Genomic DNA, 15,180 nt, shown 5'->3' with positions numbered 1-15,180 from the left:
CCGAACTCGCATTCAGGATAGCACAGGGGCTTGAAGCGTATAATACGGCGATCTTCCGATTTGTATGGTATTTCCTAAGGACTTTGCGAAGGTACGGTCAGCGTAATCGTCGTCCCTCTCATCTCGCTGCTCTCGATCGTCATGGCCATCTGTTCCTTGTAAATCAGCCTGAGCCGCTGATAGACGTTGCGCAGCCCGATCCCGTTCTCGTCGCTCTGCTCTTTGCCGTATTCCCGCTGCAGGTCGGTTCTCAGATGCTCCAGCGTTTCTCGGTCCATGCCGATCCCGTTATCGGCGATTCTCACCTTCAGATAACCGTTCTCTTCCGATGCCGAGACGACGATGAGACCGCCCTCTTCCCACCCTTGGAAGCCATGCTTGATCGCATTCTCGATGATCGGCTGGAGCACGAACCGCACGATCGGCTTGCCACGCAGCTCGTCCGGCACCTCGTAATTCACCTCGAAGCTGTGGCCGAAGCGAATCTGCTGAATGGTCACGTAATTGGCGACATGCGCCAGCTCTTTCTCCAGCTCCACGATATCCGAACCTTTGGCGATGCTGTAGCGGAACAAGTCCGCCAGCGCGCCGACGATGGCGCTCACCTCGAGATTGCCGCTCTTCATGCTGCGCATGTTGATGACTTCCAGCGTGTTGTACAGAAAATGCGGATTGATCTGCGCCTGCAGCATATCGAGCTCCGCCCTCGTCTTCATGGCGATCAGCTCGTTCTCTTCCCGCATGACCCGGTCCAGCTGATCGATCATCCGGTTGTAGCTGCGCACGATACCGCCGATCTCGGTATGGTCGAAGTCATCCAAGCGCAAGGACAGATCGCCTTCGCCGACCCGAAGCATCGTCTCCTTCAGCCGGTGAATCGGCTTGACCAGTTGTATCGCGATCGCGACCGCCACCACGACGGACAGCAGCAGCACGATGGACGTGAAGAGCAGGAATTGCTCCTGATATTCGCGGTTCTTCTCGAGCACGTCATTGAAGACGAAGCCGATCGTCAGTTTCCAGTCCGTGTTCGGAATGCTGCTGGCGAAATAGTGCTGGCCGGGGGCCTCGCTGATGGTGCGCAGGCGCGACTCGTAGATCGGATGACCCTTGGCGTCGGAGATGACGTACGACGTATTAATCAATCCCGAATCGATATTTTCGAAGATCGACTGCTTCGGAACCATGAGGAGAAACGTGGCCTCCCCGTTAATTCCCGGTCCATCCAGCCGCTTCACGAGCGCCATCGACAACGGATTAAAGACGTTATTGTAATTCGTAATCCAGTACGGCTCGGAACGATCCGTCAAGAAGGCCTTGTCGGTATTGAACGCGCTCTTGTTATTGGAGAAGATGGACGAATAGATACAGTTCCCGTTCTCGTCGAGCAGGACGAAATACGAGATATCGTTAAGCCCCGGAAACATGAGCAGATTCGTCGTAAGCCCGCCCATCAGCAGCGGCGTCGTGTAATTGTTCGTGACGTAATCCTGCAGCTGCCGGCTCGCGGATATTTCCTTCAGGATCGTTTCCGTAAACTGCAGCCGGTTGCGGATGCTGACCTCGGAGAAACTCCCCGTCACGTCGACGGACGCCTTCACCTCGCGCTGAATGTCGTGCTTCGATATCCAGCTGTACAGGATCCCGTCCGCCACGGCCGGGATGCCGACGGCCAAAATCAAGACAAGAATGATCTTGTTGCGCATGGACACGGCGTGAAAGCCCTTCTTGATCAGCCCTTCCGGAAGGGAGTTCAGCAGCCACTCGCTGCTGAGGGTGAAGTTCTTGATCTGTTTGGAAATCATGCGGAACGGCTTGAACACCTGCTTCAAATAGAAATAGCTGAACAGCACGGTGAAGAGCAGCGTGAGAAGCGACAGGACCGCCATCTGGTAGATGCGCTCGTCGCGGAGCATGCTGGCCCCGGCCGCCTTATCCGTGTACACGATGCTCAGCTTGAACGGGAGCAGCTCCTTGATCGCATTGTTGTACGAGGCGGACGGCTTCCGTTCCTTGTCGCCGGGAGAATCGTTCTGTTCGGTCAGCTTGAGCGGATTCGAAGGCGCCGTCGTCCACAGCAGGCGATTGTCCTTGCCGATGACGGAATAATAGGTGCCGTCCGGCGACTTGTCGGGGATGGCCTGCTGAAAGAAACGGTCGCTCAGCACGATCATCGTAAGCACGCCGTTCTCGTTGCCGTTCGAGAAGACGAGCCGGTCCTGGATTTCCGCCATGAACGCCTTCAGCTGCTTGATGTCCGCTTTCTCCAGCATCGGGTTGTCGGTCTTGAAGTACTTGGCAAAGTCCGCCTTCGAATACTTCGTCAGCTGCTCGCGGTCGGGCAATATCAGCTTGTCCAGCCTGGAATAATGCAGCCGGTCTTGATCCAGCAGCGGCAGGTCCGTGAACGAAGCGGATTGGATTTTCTGCACCAGGGAGCGCTGAACGGAGTTTTTCGACAAAAAATAAACCGCCTGCACCGATTCGGTCGAGAGAGCCAGCGTATTGAATTTCTCTTGCAGCTGCCGCATGCCCAAAGCCGCGACGTCCTCGTCGCGAAGCCGCATGAGATTCTTGTAGTAGTCGCTGAACTCCGGCGTTTGGAGGAGCAGCATCAAATTATCGATATCGTTCAATTGAACGAGCACGTTTTGCTGGAATTGGTACAGAATATCCTGCGAGCGTTTCTCGTGCAGCGACTTGTCGATGGTGTTCATGTAGGTCAACCCGATATAGGCCAGCGCAAGCTGCGTAATCAGGGTAAGCGCCGCCGAGAGAATAACAATCCGCCTCGGCGTCGGTCCGAACCGTCTAAGCATGCCGTCTCCCTCCGGGGTTACCTCGTTTTGCTGCGATATTCATGCGGGGTCTTGCCGGTGTATTTCTTGAACACTTCCGTAAAGTACGCCGGATCGGAATAACCGACCTGTTCGACGATTTCATAGATTTTGAGATTCGTGCCGCCGAGCAGCTCCATGGCCCGCTGCAGACGGATGGAAGTGAGATAGCTGAGGAAGGTCTGTCCCGAATTCTTGAACAGCGCGAATAGATGGCTCCCGGAGATATGCACTTGGTCCGCGACCTCTTTCAAGGTCAAACTGCGGTCGAAATGCTCGCGAATATACTGCTTAGCCTGCACTAAGAGCATGCTGACCGGCTCCTCGGCCGATTCGCGGACGCTCTCGGCAACAGCCGCAGCAGCGTTCTGTTCCTTGCTCGCGAGAACGGCCGGGATCGCGCGGCTCGGCAAGGCGTCATGCCGACCGATCGCAAGCGTGCCCGCTTCCGTGCCGGCGGCCAGCGCGCCTAATGCCGTCTGGGCGGATAAGAAAATATCGCCAGGCGATCCTACCGGATGGCCGATGCCTCCGGAGAAAGCCGACTTGAATAACCCTCTATATTTGCGCCACTGCGGCAGCAGCTCGGCAAAATGCGCTTCCGCATCCGGCTTCATGGACAGCACGTACGCATCGCCCGTCTGCCCGTTCACCCAATGGTAGCCAAGCTCCTTGCCTTCCCAGAGGTCGGTCAGAATATTGTCGATCGAGAAGACGAGCAGCTTCCTCTCCCTGTCTCCGATGGCGACTCCCGGCGCGGCCAAACGCTCCGGCCGGAACACGGCGACCGAGTAGCGCTCTCCCTCCAGCAGCACCTCGCCGTCCGAACAGCCCTGCTCCAGGTCAACCTCCGAGAGGCGCTCCTGAAATAAGCGGCGCAGAAAATCGACGCGCAGCACCCGCGTGAGCATTTCCGCCTTGCGCTTCAGAACCGACACGCGGAATTCCGCCTGTTTCTCTTCGCGGAGTCGTCCCACTGCCCGGGTAAACGTATCGTGCAGCATTTGGAATTGAAGCGGCTTGAGCAAATAATCGATCGCGCCGAACTGCAGCGCTTTCTGCGCATATTCAAAATCGCTATAGCCGGAAAGAATAACGACGCGGATGAACGGATAGCGTACATTCAATGCATTCATCAGCTCGATGCCGTCCATGAACGGCATGCGAATATCCGTGACGACGAGGTCCACAGGATGCTCCTCAACGAATTGAAGCGCTTCCAATCCATGCGAGCACATGCCTGCCACCTCGATATCGACATTATTCCAGGCCCACGAGGCAAGGCCTTCGCGAATCTCTTTCTCGTCATCTACGATCAGCAATTTGTACACGTTGTGATCCTCCTGCCCGTTATGGTGCCAGTAAGTAACAGCAATGATGGTCTAGTTCCAGTTTACTGCTGTCCCAAGAAATCGACAAGGCATTGCTTGGAAATGGCCCGGGTTTTCGCAGGATATCGCGTAATTCTACATTTCTCGTTAAGCATCGCTCACCGGAAAAGCCAAATTGGGCGTTCGCGGCGCCGATTTTCGGCTTTCATTGCCATGCGCGGCCGGGACGGCGCTGCTTCACATCCAGGCTCACAGCCCCTCGCAGCAAAGAATGTGCCGCTCGAACTTCCCTTTGCGCACGACGCACCGGTCCGCGATGCGCAGGCCGGCCTCCGCGATGGCCTCGTCGATCGTCTCCGTCGTGACAATGACGATTCTGCGCGCCAAGCGGCGGGCGCTGCGAAGCATCGCGAGGCGTTCCTCGTCCGGCAGCACGGAGCACAGATTATACGGCAAGTCGAGAATCGCCGCGTCGTAAGGCCCTTCTTCCCCGGGCTCAAGCGTCGTCATGTCCGCGCGCCGCACGACGTCCGGCATGCCGAAATGCGCTAGATTGACGCGCGCTCCCTTCAAGGCAAGCGGGTTCAGATCATACCCGACGATATCGATGCCCATCGACATCGCCTCGATCAGCACCGTGCCGATACCGCAGCAGGGGTCGATGACGCGCATGCCTTCATCGATAACGGGTACCGCAATGTTCGTCGCCGCCCGCGCGAGCCGCGTGCCAAGCGCCGTGGAATACGGCTGCGGCTTGGCGTTATGCTTCAGCCAGAGCGGCTCGCTGGCCGTATATTCGCCGAACCAATACCGCCCCCGTACGTAGGCGGCGCCGAACAGACGGTCAGGCCTGCGCATCTCCGCTTTCCCTTGGATCGCCCAGCCGATCTCTTTCTCGACGGCCAGCTGCCGCTCGTAATCCAGATCGCCGCAGACGAACGTTATTTTGAAGGTTGCGCCGTCCAGTCGGACGGCGTTTCCCGCTTGGCCGGCGATGTCCGCGGGCGTGTCCCCCGTCAACAGCACCTTCAGCCTGCCGCGAAGGAACGGGCTTCGGCTGGGATCGACGTTTTTACCGATAATCACACAACCGGAATCTGCTTCCAGGCCGAATAAGGCACGCATCTCCATGCCGAATAACTGCTGTTCGTCTTCATGCGAGGCTGCCGGATAGAGATAGCGTTCGTTTTCTATCATTTTCATATTCCCACCCGCTAGTTTCCCGTGTTTCGATAGGTTCGAAAGAGGATGGATTGGTTGTAATTGCCGAAGCCTTCGCCATAGATGGTCAAGCCGCCGACATGTTCGGCATGCTCGGGCACGGCAAGACGGAGCGTCCAGTCGTTGCGGGACATGACGATATCCTGCAGCGTCACGCCGGACAAGCGCTGGCCGTCGATAAAGGTACCCGCGCCCGTGATGCGGATGACCTTCAGCCAGCCGTATTGATTGACGGTCCACCAGGACGGCGTAAGCCTTCCCCGGCCTTCGCCGGAATCGCCGGGACTCGTCCATACGCCGAGCAGCGTGTCATTCAGATAGAAATGGATATCCGATGGCCAGTCCGCCCGAACGCCGGGCGCTTCCGAGCCGATCTCGAGCGAGATCTCGATCTCCTCCAGCGTCTGGCCGGCAAGCACGTAATTGGGGATCCGATACTCCACGTATCCTTTGCCGAACCAGAGGATCTGCGCATGCATGCGTTCCGGCTCCATGAAATACCGGGGGTCGTCGAACTGCCCGATGATCCGCTCCGTCGAAGCGAGCCCGCAGGTCGGAAATACCTCGAAATCCGTATAGTGGCCGACAGGCAAGGAAACCTCCTGGTACTCCCGCCTCTCTATCGCCACCTGCGGGATGGTAAGCTCCACTCCGCTGACGGCCAGCGAACAGATCTTGTGCGTGCCGCCGCCGCGGCGGACAAGCTTCGTCTGAATCAAGCCGCCCTTCTCCAGCTTCTTCGTATGCATCGTCACGATCGCGCTGCTGAGACCGAGCGCCGCCGCAAGCTCCTTCACGTTCATCGGCTGCCCGGACAGCAGCTCCAGGATGCGCAGGCGCACGTCGCTCGCGAGCGCTTCGTAAAGCGGAAGCCATTGCCGATCCAAATTCGCGCGTATCATCCTCTTCACTCCGTTTTCCGTTCAAGTTGGTTAACCATTATATTAATTCAATCCCATCAGAAAGAAAAGCTTGCACGCGGCCGCGGAGATACGGTTTAATAGGGTTGTAATCGCTGTTATGTTAATTAATTAATAACAATGTTAATTTAACTACGAGGTGAACGATGATGTCAATGAAAGCGAAAATGATCGTGGATAAGGATTTTACGATCGGCGAGGTCGATAAGCGGATATACGGCTCGTTCATCGAGCATCTGGGACGCGCGGTTTACGGCGGCATCTATGAGCCGGAGCATCCTTCGGCCGACGAGCAGGGCTTCCGGGGCGACGTGCTGGAGCTGGTCAAGGGCATCGACGTGCCGATCGTTCGGTATCCCGGCGGCAACTTCGTCTCCGGCTACAATTGGGAGGACGGCGTCGGACCGGTCGAGCTGCGTCCGAAGCGGCTCGATCTGGCATGGCGCACCGTGGAGCCGAACTTAATCGGCCTGAACGAGTTCGTCGACTGGTGCCGCAAAGCGAATACGGCGCCGATGATGGCGGTCAACCTGGGAACGCGCGGACCCGAAGAAGCCCGCCAGCTCGTGGAATACAGCAATCATCCGTCCGGCTCCTACTGGAGCGATCTCCGTGCGCAGCATGGGTATACGCAGCCCCACGGCATCAAAACCTGGTGCCTCGGCAACGAAATGGACGGCCCTTGGCAAATCGGCGCCAAAACCGCCGCGGAGTACGGCCGGATCGCCGCCGAGACCGCCAAGGTCATGCGCTGGGTCGACCCTTCCATCGAGCTGGTCGCCTGCGGCAGCTCCAGCCTCCATATGTCCACGTTCCCGGAATGGGAGCGCACGGTGCTCGACCATTGCTACGACGAGGTCGATTTCTTGTCGCTGCACCAGTATTATGGCAACCGCGATAAAGATACGGCGAACTTCCTGGCCCAGTCCATGGGCATGGACAGCTTCATCCATACCGTCATCGCGACCTGCGATTATATGCAGGCGAAGAAACGGAGCAAGAAACGGATTCACCTCTCCTTCGACGAGTGGAACGTCTGGTACCATTCCAACGACGCCGATTCCCGCATCGAGCCATGGTCGATCGCCCCTCCGCAGCTCGAGGACGTCTACAACCACGAGGACGCGCTGCTCGTCGGAAGCATGCTGATCAGCCTCTTGAAACGCGCGGACCGGGTGCGGATGGCCTGCATGGCGCAGCTCGTGAACGTCATTGCGCCGATCATGACGTCCAATGGCGGCGGTGCGTGGAAGCAGACGATCTATTATCCGTATATGCATGCCAGCATCTTCGGCCGCGGAACGGTACTGGTGCCGCTCGTGACCTCGCCGAAATACGACGCAAAGGACTACACCGACGTTCCGTATCTCGACGCCGTCGCGGTGCATCATGAAGCAGCCGGCGAGGTGGTCGTCTTTGCCGTCAACCGCCATCTCGGCGAATCGCTGCCGCTGGATATCGACCTCCGGAGCTTCGGCGAGTTCCGCGTGCTGGAGCACATCGTACTGGAAAGCGACGATCTCAAAGCGGCCAACACCGAGGATGCGCCGAATCGCGTCGCCCCGCATGCCGGCGGCAATGCCGCAGCGGACGGCAGCACCGTTCAAGCCATGCTCGGCAAGGCTTCTTGGAACGTGATTCGCTTGAAGCTGGCTTGACGATGGTTGGGTGATGGCGGCTTTGGCTTGATGCTGGTTGAAGTGATTCGTCGAAGAGCCCGGTGCAGAAGCACCGGGCTTTGAGCATTTTCACTATAAAAGTCGGAGTAGATTAGCGAACATGGAGAGGCGTATAATTAATTTTAGTGAAACCTAGTTTCGTATAATGAAACTAGAATGCAATTTAACAGGGAGGTAACGCCAATGAGCTTCTCATTCATCGGAATCGACCATGTGCAGCTTGCCGCTCCGGAGGGCTGCGAGCCGGCAGCCCGGGAATTCTTCGGCACCATGCTGGGTTGGCCGGAAATTCCGAAGCCGGAGCCGCTTCTGCAGCGAGGCGGAGCGTGGTTCCAATGCGGCGCGCAGCAGGTCCACGTCGGCGTGCAGCGGGACTTCGTTCCGGCGACGAAGGCGCATCCGGCTTTTATCGTAAGCAGCCTCGACGGGCTCATCCGGCATCTCGAAGGACGCGGCATCGCCATAACGCTGGACGATGCCAGGGATACCGAAGGCGTCCGCCGTTTCTTCCTGAATGATCCCTTCGGCAATCGGCTGGAATTCATGGAGTAAAACTCCCTCTTATTCCAATTTACGCTAGAATGTTTCTTGTCGTAAACCATTCTACTACAAGGGGCATTCCTATGAGCGAATTCAGCGAAAGCTAAAGGCAGCTTTTCCAACCCTGCAAACCTCTACAGCGCGGAATTCGTGCCTGCTAGGCAGCTTTAGAGAGGCCAGTCCGCCCTCAGGCGGAGCTTTCCTTTTGCGGGAATTCTCTAGCTCGGCACTCACGCCGTGCGCAATTCTCTCCCCCCGGCACTCACGCCGCTCCCCGCAGCAGCACGCTGAACCGCACGCCCTCCGGCGTGTTCCCGATCCGGTACTTGGCGCCATGGGCATCCAGCACCTTGCTCACGATATACAGCCCGAGCCCGCTGCCGCCCGTCGAACGGCTGCGCGACTGCTCCTCGCGGAAGAACGGTTCGAACAAGCGGGGCAGCTTCGACTCATCCAGCTGCACGCCGGTGTTCAGCACCTCGAGCCTATACCGCAGCAGCGGTTCTTCCATCCCCTCGTCCGCCGCCAACCCGCCGTCACGGCCAGCCGGCTTCACGCCAGTATACGTTACGCCATCCGGCTCCGAGCCGTCGAATGCGGCGCCTGTACCCACGGACGCCCGCTCCGGCACAAGCCCGATCCGCTCCGCGCCCTCGTTGCCCAGGCGTTCTTCCGCAAGACGTACGTACACCCGCTCGCCGTCGCCCGAGTACTGCACCGCATTCGTAATAATATTCGATACGGCCTTCGCGATCAGCCGCTCGTCGGCGACGATCATCGCCTCTTCGGGCAGCTCGCAGGCGAGCTCCATATGTTTGACGCCGGCGAGATAGCTCATGTTGTTCATGGCTTCCCGAACGAGCTCCGTCAGATCCACCTTCCGCATGAGCGGCCGGAAGTCGCGGCTCTCCAGCTTCGACAGCTCCAAAATCTCGTGCACCAGCTTGTCCATATCCTGCATGATCGTATAGGACTTGCGCAGATACGTGTCGCGGTCGCGGAACGGACCGACATTGCCGATCATCGCCTCGAGCTGGCCGCTGACCGCCGTAATCGGCGTCTTCAGCTCATGCGAGATCGTCGCCACGAACTCGCGCCGCTTGGCCTCCTGCTCGCGCTCCCGCTCGATGTCGCTCTTCAGCTGCGCGTTGGCGCCCTGCAGCTCGCCCATCGTCGACTGCAAATTAACCGCCAGCTTGCTCAAGCTGAGCGACAGCTCGCCGAGCTCGTCGCGCGACTTCAGCGCGGGCTCCGTCGCCGTGAAGTCCAGCCGCGCCAGCCGATGCGCTACGCCATTCAGCGACAACAGCGGCCGGGCGATCAACCGGGCGTAGATAAACGCGCCGCCGATCGCGATCAACAGAATCGGAATGAGCATATACGGCAGGAAGAGCAGGATGACGCCCGCCGCTTCCCCGATCGGCTGCAGCGGCGCATCCACGTACAGCGTGAACGATTCATCGCTCTCGGCGAACGAGATCTTCCGCTCCGAGCTCAGAATATCCCGCTGATTGCCGCCTGCCTTCGACATGCCGCGGACCAACGCGCCGTCACGCCCGTCCACGAACCGGCCGGTTTCCATTTGCTTGCGCAGCAGCGGATAATCGCCCGCTGCCGCGCCTTCGGATAACCAACCCTTGAAGGAACGAAAATTCGGCGGGATGTAATAGCCGCCCCCGTCCTTATCGCGCAGCATCATGGCGGCGTTATGCTCCTGCCCGAACTGGGCGATCAGCGGCAGCGCCTGTTCCGCCGGCAGCCCGTCTACGCCGTGCACCAGCTCGCTCATCCCGCTCTCCAGCCGGGACTGCTTGATCGTCTTATAATAGCCCGGAAGCATGAAATAGAGCGTCAGATAGATGAGTAGGGACGAGACGACGAGCAGCGCCGTCGTAACGAGAAAGATCTTGAAGCGAATGCCCCTGCGCCGGATCATCCGCCTACCCCCGCGAGCTCCGACTCGAGCGAGTAGCCGACCCCTTTAACCGTGCGGATAATGGAAATGCCGAGCTTCTTGCGAATGTTCTTGATATGCGCGTCCACGATCCGGGAATCCCCGTAATAATCGTAGCCCCAGACCTTGTCCAGCAGCATGTCGCGCGTCATGATCCGGCCGGCGTTATGAATGAGCGTGTGCAGAATGTCGAACTCCTTCGTCGTCGTCTCCACGATCTTGCCGTCGACGAAAACCTTGTACGCATCCGCATCCAACCGCAGCCGGCCGCCCCACAGCTGCTCCCCGGCAAGCGCGCCGCGCGAGCGCCGCAGTACCGCTTCCACGCGCTTCATCAGCACGTGAAACGAAAACGGCTTCGTAATATAATCGTCCGCCTCTTCCTCGAACGCCCTCAGCTGGTCCTTCTCCTCGGCGAGCGCGGTCAGTACGATAACCGGCGTGTTCCCTTTCTCGCGAATCCGCCTGCACACCGAATAGCCGTCCATCGTAGGCAGCATTAAATCGAGAATGACGAGATCGTATGTACCGGCCTGGAACTTCTGCCAGCCTTCCAGCCCGTCCCCCGCTACGTCGACTTCATACGGCTGGGCTCGCAGAAACTCCGCGATAAGCTCCTGAATGTAGTGATCGTCCTCGATGACAAGAATAGCCGCGGGCATAGGCAAACAACCCCCATTGAATTAGATAGGCTAAGTGTAACCCGCGATTCTGAAACCGAACTGAAACGAATCTGAAAATCAGATGAAAACGCAAAAAACCACCTGCGAGGGCCGCAGATGGTCAACGTTCATTTTAAGCGAAACACAGCGCCGCTTCCCGCGAGCGCACGGCTATTCCTAGCGGCCGCTGCCGTTCGCCAGCTTCTCCTGCGCCATCCGCACGAGTTCCTTGACCATTGCGCCGCCGATCTGCCCTCCGATCTGACCCATCGACTCCGTGGAAGCATTGCCGTTATAGCCGTGTTCCAGCGGAATGCCGAGCGACTGCGCCACTTCGAATTTCACGTCGTCCGGCCGGCCGGGATTGACGACGAATCCTTCCCGCCGCATCACTTCCGCCTTGAACGCGCTCATCGCGGCACCCGCGCCTGCAACGAGATGTTTCCTCCGACTGCGTCTTGCCATCTGCCATCGCCTCCTCAAGACTATCTAGGAGTACGTTCCCCGAACGGAGGCGATGTTATGCAGCGGTCAATTCGCCAATCCGAACTCGGATCGGCAGCGGCAGCCGTTAATCGAACCAGCCTTTCACTTTAAACCAGGCATACATCAAGACGGCCAGCGCCGCCATGACGAACAGCACGCCGAAGTACCCGCCGTGCCACGTCAGCTCGGGCATATAACTGAAATTCATGCCGTAGATGCCAGCGATAAACGTCAGCGGCATGAAAATGACCGTAATGACAGTCAGCGTCTTCATAATCGTATTCATTCGATTGCCGCTGAGCGACATGTAATGATCGCGAAGATCGGAGGTCATCTCCCGGTTGGAATCGATGATTTCGGACAGCTTCAGCAGATGATCGTAGATATCGGTAAAAAAGAGATGAAAATGGCGCAGGTCCTCGATCCGCTGCGTATTGAGCACGCGATAAAGCAGTTCCCGCATCGGAACGACCGTCTTGCGCAGCTTCAGCAGCTTGTTGCGGATCTCGAACACTTGGGCGAGCTTCTGCTGGATGCCCTGCTCCTGCGGACCGGTCTCGAATTCCAAGATCTGATCCTCGATCGCCTGGGCGGCAGGAAAATATTCATCGACCAGCTCGTCGATGACCGTGTAGGCGGCATGCAGGCAGCCATGCGCCTCCTTGTGCGGCTTGTGAAGAACCTTCTCCCAGGCACGATCCAGCTCATGGCGCGGGTGCAGATGATAACTGACCAGATAGTTCGGTCCGATGAACAAGTCGACCTCCTGCGCCTGCAGCGTGTCTTGGGACATGGCATGCACGACGAGGAAATGCACGTCGTCGTAATGATCCATCTTAGGACGCTGCAAATAAAACAGGCAATCCTCGATCGCAAGCGGATGAAAATGAAAATAACTGTCCAGCAGCTTCGCTTCCTCGGACGAGGGCGAGCTGAAATCCGCCCAGTACCATCTGACCTTATGGCCGGCCAATTCGCCCAGCGAAGACAATTGCAGAACTTGATGGTCGTCCGTTACGGCTAAAATTCGTATCATAATCCAGGCACTCCGTCTTTTCGATTCATTTTGGCATGATTATTGTAGATAGTTTAGCATGTTGGAATTCGCCGACGCAAAGTAGGACGGAAGGGCAAAGGACTCAGATACCCGGTTGGACCGCATCGGCCGGCGCCGGCTCCTCTTCGCTTAGATACGTGAACGCGAAATTCAAGACCTGGCTGCTGTCCGTCGAAATGACGATGCGCGTGTTCGGATAGTGCGCGATCAAATCGTCCCATGCGTCCTTCCCCGCAGCGTCCTTATAGGTACGCTTCAGCGAAAGCGAGGTCACGCCGGCTCTGATCGCAGCGTCGACCATGGCTTCCAATGCGGCGGGGCTGTCCACGGTCAAGCCGTTAACCGTATGGTAATTGAACGTGCGCGCGGTCGCCTGCGGCAGCTTGTCGGTCCATATATGATCGCGCCGAAGCTCCTCGTCCGTAACGTTGAAATACCCGTAAGCGAGCCTGCCCTCTTGGTCCGGCACGGGATCATCCCACGTCACGTCCAAGTTGTAATAGGCGTCCCCGATCTTCACTTTGTTCCATGCATGCGGTCCGTCATTGGCCGAGCCTCTGACGTAATAGGCTTCGATGCCGGCCATCCGCAGCAGCAGCTGCGCCGTATACGCATAGCCCTGGCACACCGCGATACCGTTCGTAAGGAGGCCGTACATCGTATAAGAATCGGCCGGAACCGTCCCCCGCTGGAAATTGGCGTAATCATAGGCGGTGTGGAGCACGATGTAATCATGAATGGCCAGCTCGCGCTCGAAATCCGTCATGCTGGGCTGAATGATCGCCGCCAATATGGCGCGCGCCTGCTCGTCCACCTTCCTCGCCCGCTCATCCTTGATGACGACCGGTTTGGCCTGGAGCGCAGCGCTGATCAGATCCGATTCGTTCCGGACGAAGTAGCGGCCGAACTGTTCGAAAATCCGATAGACGAGCACGATCGACTGCTCCCGCGTCGTCGTCGCCTTCGGCAGAAATCTTGCGTATGTACCCGTTCCGTCGCCCTTCATCAAACCGTTCGCGGTCAGCAAACCGACGGCCTCGGCCGACCAAGCGGCCAGCTTATTCGCGTCGGCGAAGACGGGAATCTTGCCTCTGCCGGCGGAGAGCTCGTCTCCGAAGCCGGACGCCGCAAGCGTGTTATAAAGCATGACCGCCAGCTGCTCCCGGGTGATCGTCGCTTTGGGAGAGAAGGTGCCTGCCCCGGTTCCTTTCACGATGCCGAGCGCGTAAGCCTTCAGTACGGCCGGGCTGCTCGTATCCTTGAACGGATCGTTGGCCGGCAGCCCTGCCTTCTCGTCGGTCAGCACTTCGTACAGCTGCACCGCCATATCGCTGAATTCCTGCCGCGTCAGCGCTAATTGATAGCTGTTCGTCAATCCGTGGGGAATCAATCCGCTCGAGATCGCCGCATCGATCTCCTGTTTGGCCCACGCGCTGGGCGCCCCCATCGCCGCCGCCTCGGCCGGCCTCGTTATCCAACTTATCTGACCTGCCAGCAACGCCATAACTACGACTAGTGCAATCCTTGATTTCCGCATCTTGTTCCGTGACCCTCCCGACTGGCGCTCGTTAATGCAGCCTTAATCCTATGATTCTTCAAATTAAGCTTGATTCTAGGAAGCTATTTCAAAATAGTAGTTTAACATATTCATGTACACTTTTTACAAGAACTTGAACCATTTGCCATCCCCGTATATGACGCTCCGCGCAGTCGAAAGTTGCTTGGCTGCATGCAAAAAAACCTCGAAACGACCGGAAATCCGGATGTTTCGAGGTTGGGCCATAGGAGACTGCATGCCTAGTATTTTAGAATGTTCAGAACGCCCGCCACTGTTCCTCTCTCCTTAAAGCCAGCCGCTCTTCTCCGCAATGCTGATCGCATCGATCCGGTTCTTGGCCTCCAGTTTCTGAATCGCCTCGGACAAGTAGTTGCGCACCGTGCCCGCCGACAAGTAGAGCCTGCCGGCGATGTCGCCCGCGGAGAGTCCTTCGGCCGCCAGCCGCAGCACCTCGCGTTCCCGCTCGGACAGCGGATTCTCGCTGTCGAAGAGCGACAGCGCCAGCTCCGGACTGACGGCCCTGCCGCCTTTGTAAACGGTCCGCAATGCGGCGCCCAGCTCATCGATCGGCGAATCCTTGAGCAGGAAGCCGCGTGCGCCGGCCTTGAGCGCGCGTTGAAAATACCCCGAGCGCGAGAAGGTCGTCAGAATAACGACCTTGCATGCATGATTCATCTCTTTGAGCTTCTCCGCGACGTCCAGTCCGCTCATATGAGGCATTTCGATATCCATCACGCAAATATCCGGCTGTAATCGTTGAATGCAGTCCAGCGCCTGAAGCCCGTCGGCCGCCTGAGCCACGACTTCGATATCGTCTTCCAAATCGAGCAATGCGCTCAGCGCGCCCCGCAGCATCCCCTGATCTTCCGCCACGACGACTTTCATCGCTCCCCCTCCTTCTCCGCTCCGTCCCCAATTCATATTCACAAGGGTAT

Annotated in this window: 12 protein-coding genes; 2 read left to right on the top strand and 10 right to left on the bottom strand. The window is 58.1% G+C overall.

All coding sequences use genetic code 11. The features are described 5' to 3' along the window. Nucleotides 1–74: 74 nt before the first annotated feature. The 4 genes from GT003_RS26945 to GT003_RS26930 form a co-directional block, all read right to left on the bottom strand. Complete coding sequence (locus GT003_RS26945; RefSeq protein WP_161703834.1) at nucleotides 75–2,819, bottom strand: sensor histidine kinase; 2,745 nt, start codon at nucleotides 2,817–2,819, stop codon at nucleotides 75–77. A 17-nt stretch (nucleotides 2,820–2,836) separates the two neighbouring features. Further along, nucleotides 2,837–4,168 carry a response regulator gene (locus GT003_RS26940; protein ID WP_161703832.1) on the bottom strand — a complete coding sequence of 444 codons (1,332 nt, stop codon included), beginning with the start codon at nucleotides 4,166–4,168 and terminating at the stop codon, nucleotides 2,837–2,839. Between the two features lie 249 nt (nucleotides 4,169–4,417). Further along, nucleotides 4,418–5,371 carry a TRM11 family SAM-dependent methyltransferase gene (locus GT003_RS26935; RefSeq protein WP_161703830.1) on the bottom strand — a complete coding sequence of 318 codons (954 nt, stop codon included), beginning with the start codon at nucleotides 5,369–5,371 and terminating at the stop codon, nucleotides 4,418–4,420. A gap of 11 nt (nucleotides 5,372–5,382) precedes the next feature. Further along, nucleotides 5,383–6,291: an ArsR/SmtB family transcription factor gene (locus GT003_RS26930; RefSeq protein WP_161703828.1), complete on the bottom strand. Its 909-nt coding sequence runs from the start codon at nucleotides 6,289–6,291 to the stop codon at nucleotides 5,383–5,385. Nucleotides 6,292–6,458: 167 nt separating this feature from the next. Here GT003_RS26930 and arfA point away from each other — a divergent pair, with 167 nt between their 5' ends. Together arfA and GT003_RS26920 are read left to right on the top strand one after the other, a co-directional pair. Continuing rightward, nucleotides 6,459–7,967: an arabinosylfuranosidase ArfA gene (arfA, locus tag GT003_RS26925; protein ID WP_161703979.1), complete on the top strand. Its 1,509-nt coding sequence runs from the start codon at nucleotides 6,459–6,461 to the stop codon at nucleotides 7,965–7,967. A 204-nt stretch (nucleotides 7,968–8,171) separates the two neighbouring features. After that, nucleotides 8,172–8,540, top strand: a complete 369-nt coding sequence (locus tag GT003_RS26920) for a VOC family protein (protein ID WP_161703826.1) — start codon at nucleotides 8,172–8,174, stop codon at nucleotides 8,538–8,540. Nucleotides 8,541–8,790: 250 nt separating this feature from the next. On the opposite strand, the gene GT003_RS26915 is transcribed toward GT003_RS26920, so the two are convergent. From GT003_RS26915 to GT003_RS26890, 6 genes are all read right to left on the bottom strand, one after another. Continuing rightward, on the bottom strand, nucleotides 8,791–10,464 hold the full coding sequence (locus tag GT003_RS26915) for a sensor histidine kinase (RefSeq protein ID WP_161703824.1): 1,674 nt from the start codon (nucleotides 10,462–10,464) through the stop codon (nucleotides 8,791–8,793). After that, nucleotides 10,461–11,144, bottom strand: a complete 684-nt coding sequence (locus GT003_RS26910; RefSeq protein ID WP_161703822.1) for a response regulator transcription factor — start codon at nucleotides 11,142–11,144, stop codon at nucleotides 10,461–10,463. Before GT003_RS26910 ends, GT003_RS26915 begins: the two co-directional genes overlap by 4 nt. 177 nt (nucleotides 11,145–11,321) lie before the next feature. Next, nucleotides 11,322–11,609, bottom strand: a complete 288-nt coding sequence (locus GT003_RS26905; RefSeq protein WP_161703820.1) for a small, acid-soluble spore protein, alpha/beta type — start codon at nucleotides 11,607–11,609, stop codon at nucleotides 11,322–11,324. A gap of 106 nt (nucleotides 11,610–11,715) precedes the next feature. Beyond that, on the bottom strand, nucleotides 11,716–12,666 hold the full coding sequence (corA, locus tag GT003_RS26900; protein WP_161703818.1) for a magnesium/cobalt transporter CorA: 951 nt from the start codon (nucleotides 12,664–12,666) through the stop codon (nucleotides 11,716–11,718). Between the two features lie 103 nt (nucleotides 12,667–12,769). Next, entirely contained in the window at nucleotides 12,770–14,134 is a 1,365-nt protein-coding gene (locus GT003_RS26895; RefSeq protein WP_161703816.1) for an S-layer homology domain-containing protein, read from the bottom strand. A gap of 396 nt (nucleotides 14,135–14,530) precedes the next feature. After that, entirely contained in the window at nucleotides 14,531–15,130 is a 600-nt protein-coding gene (locus GT003_RS26890; protein ID WP_161703977.1) for a response regulator transcription factor, read from the bottom strand. Nucleotides 15,131–15,180: the final 50 nt, after the last annotated feature.

This window comes from Paenibacillus sacheonensis (genome assembly GCF_009909195.1).
In the GTDB taxonomy this organism is placed as follows: Bacteria; Bacillota; Bacilli; order Paenibacillales; family Paenibacillaceae; genus Paenibacillus_Z; species Paenibacillus_Z sacheonensis.
Note: the sequence above shows the minus strand (reverse complement) of the source record. Positions and strands in the feature narration are given on the sequence as shown.

Excerpts from the sequence above, each read along its gene's own strand:
- GT003_RS26915 (WP_161703824.1), bottom strand. The coding sequence starts at position 10,464 with ATGATCCGGCGCAGGGGCATTCGCTTCAAGATCTTTCTCGTTACGACG.
- arfA (WP_161703979.1), top strand. The coding sequence starts at position 6,459 with ATGTCAATGAAAGCGAAAATGATCGTGGATAAGGATTTTACGATCGGC.
- GT003_RS26905 (WP_161703820.1), bottom strand. The coding sequence starts at position 11,609 with ATGGCAAGACGCAGTCGGAGGAAACATCTCGTTGCAGGCGCGGGTGCC.
- GT003_RS26895 (WP_161703816.1), bottom strand. The coding sequence starts at position 14,134 with ATGGGGGCGCCCAGCGCGTGGGCCAAACAGGAGATCGATGCGGCGATC.
- GT003_RS26910 (WP_161703822.1), bottom strand. The coding sequence starts at position 11,144 with ATGCCCGCGGCTATTCTTGTCATCGAGGACGATCACTACATTCAGGAG.
- GT003_RS26930 (WP_161703828.1), bottom strand. The coding sequence starts at position 6,291 with ATGATACGCGCGAATTTGGATCGGCAATGGCTTCCGCTTTACGAAGCG.
- GT003_RS26890 (WP_161703977.1), bottom strand. The coding sequence starts at position 15,130 with ATGAAAGTCGTCGTGGCGGAAGATCAGGGGATGCTGCGGGGCGCGCTG.
- GT003_RS26945 (WP_161703834.1), bottom strand. The coding sequence starts at position 2,819 with ATGCTTAGACGGTTCGGACCGACGCCGAGGCGGATTGTTATTCTCTCG.
- GT003_RS26935 (WP_161703830.1), bottom strand. The coding sequence starts at position 5,371 with ATGAAAATGATAGAAAACGAACGCTATCTCTATCCGGCAGCCTCGCAT.
- GT003_RS26920 (WP_161703826.1), top strand. The coding sequence starts at position 8,172 with ATGAGCTTCTCATTCATCGGAATCGACCATGTGCAGCTTGCCGCTCCG.
- corA (WP_161703818.1), bottom strand. The coding sequence starts at position 12,666 with ATGATACGAATTTTAGCCGTAACGGACGACCATCAAGTTCTGCAATTG.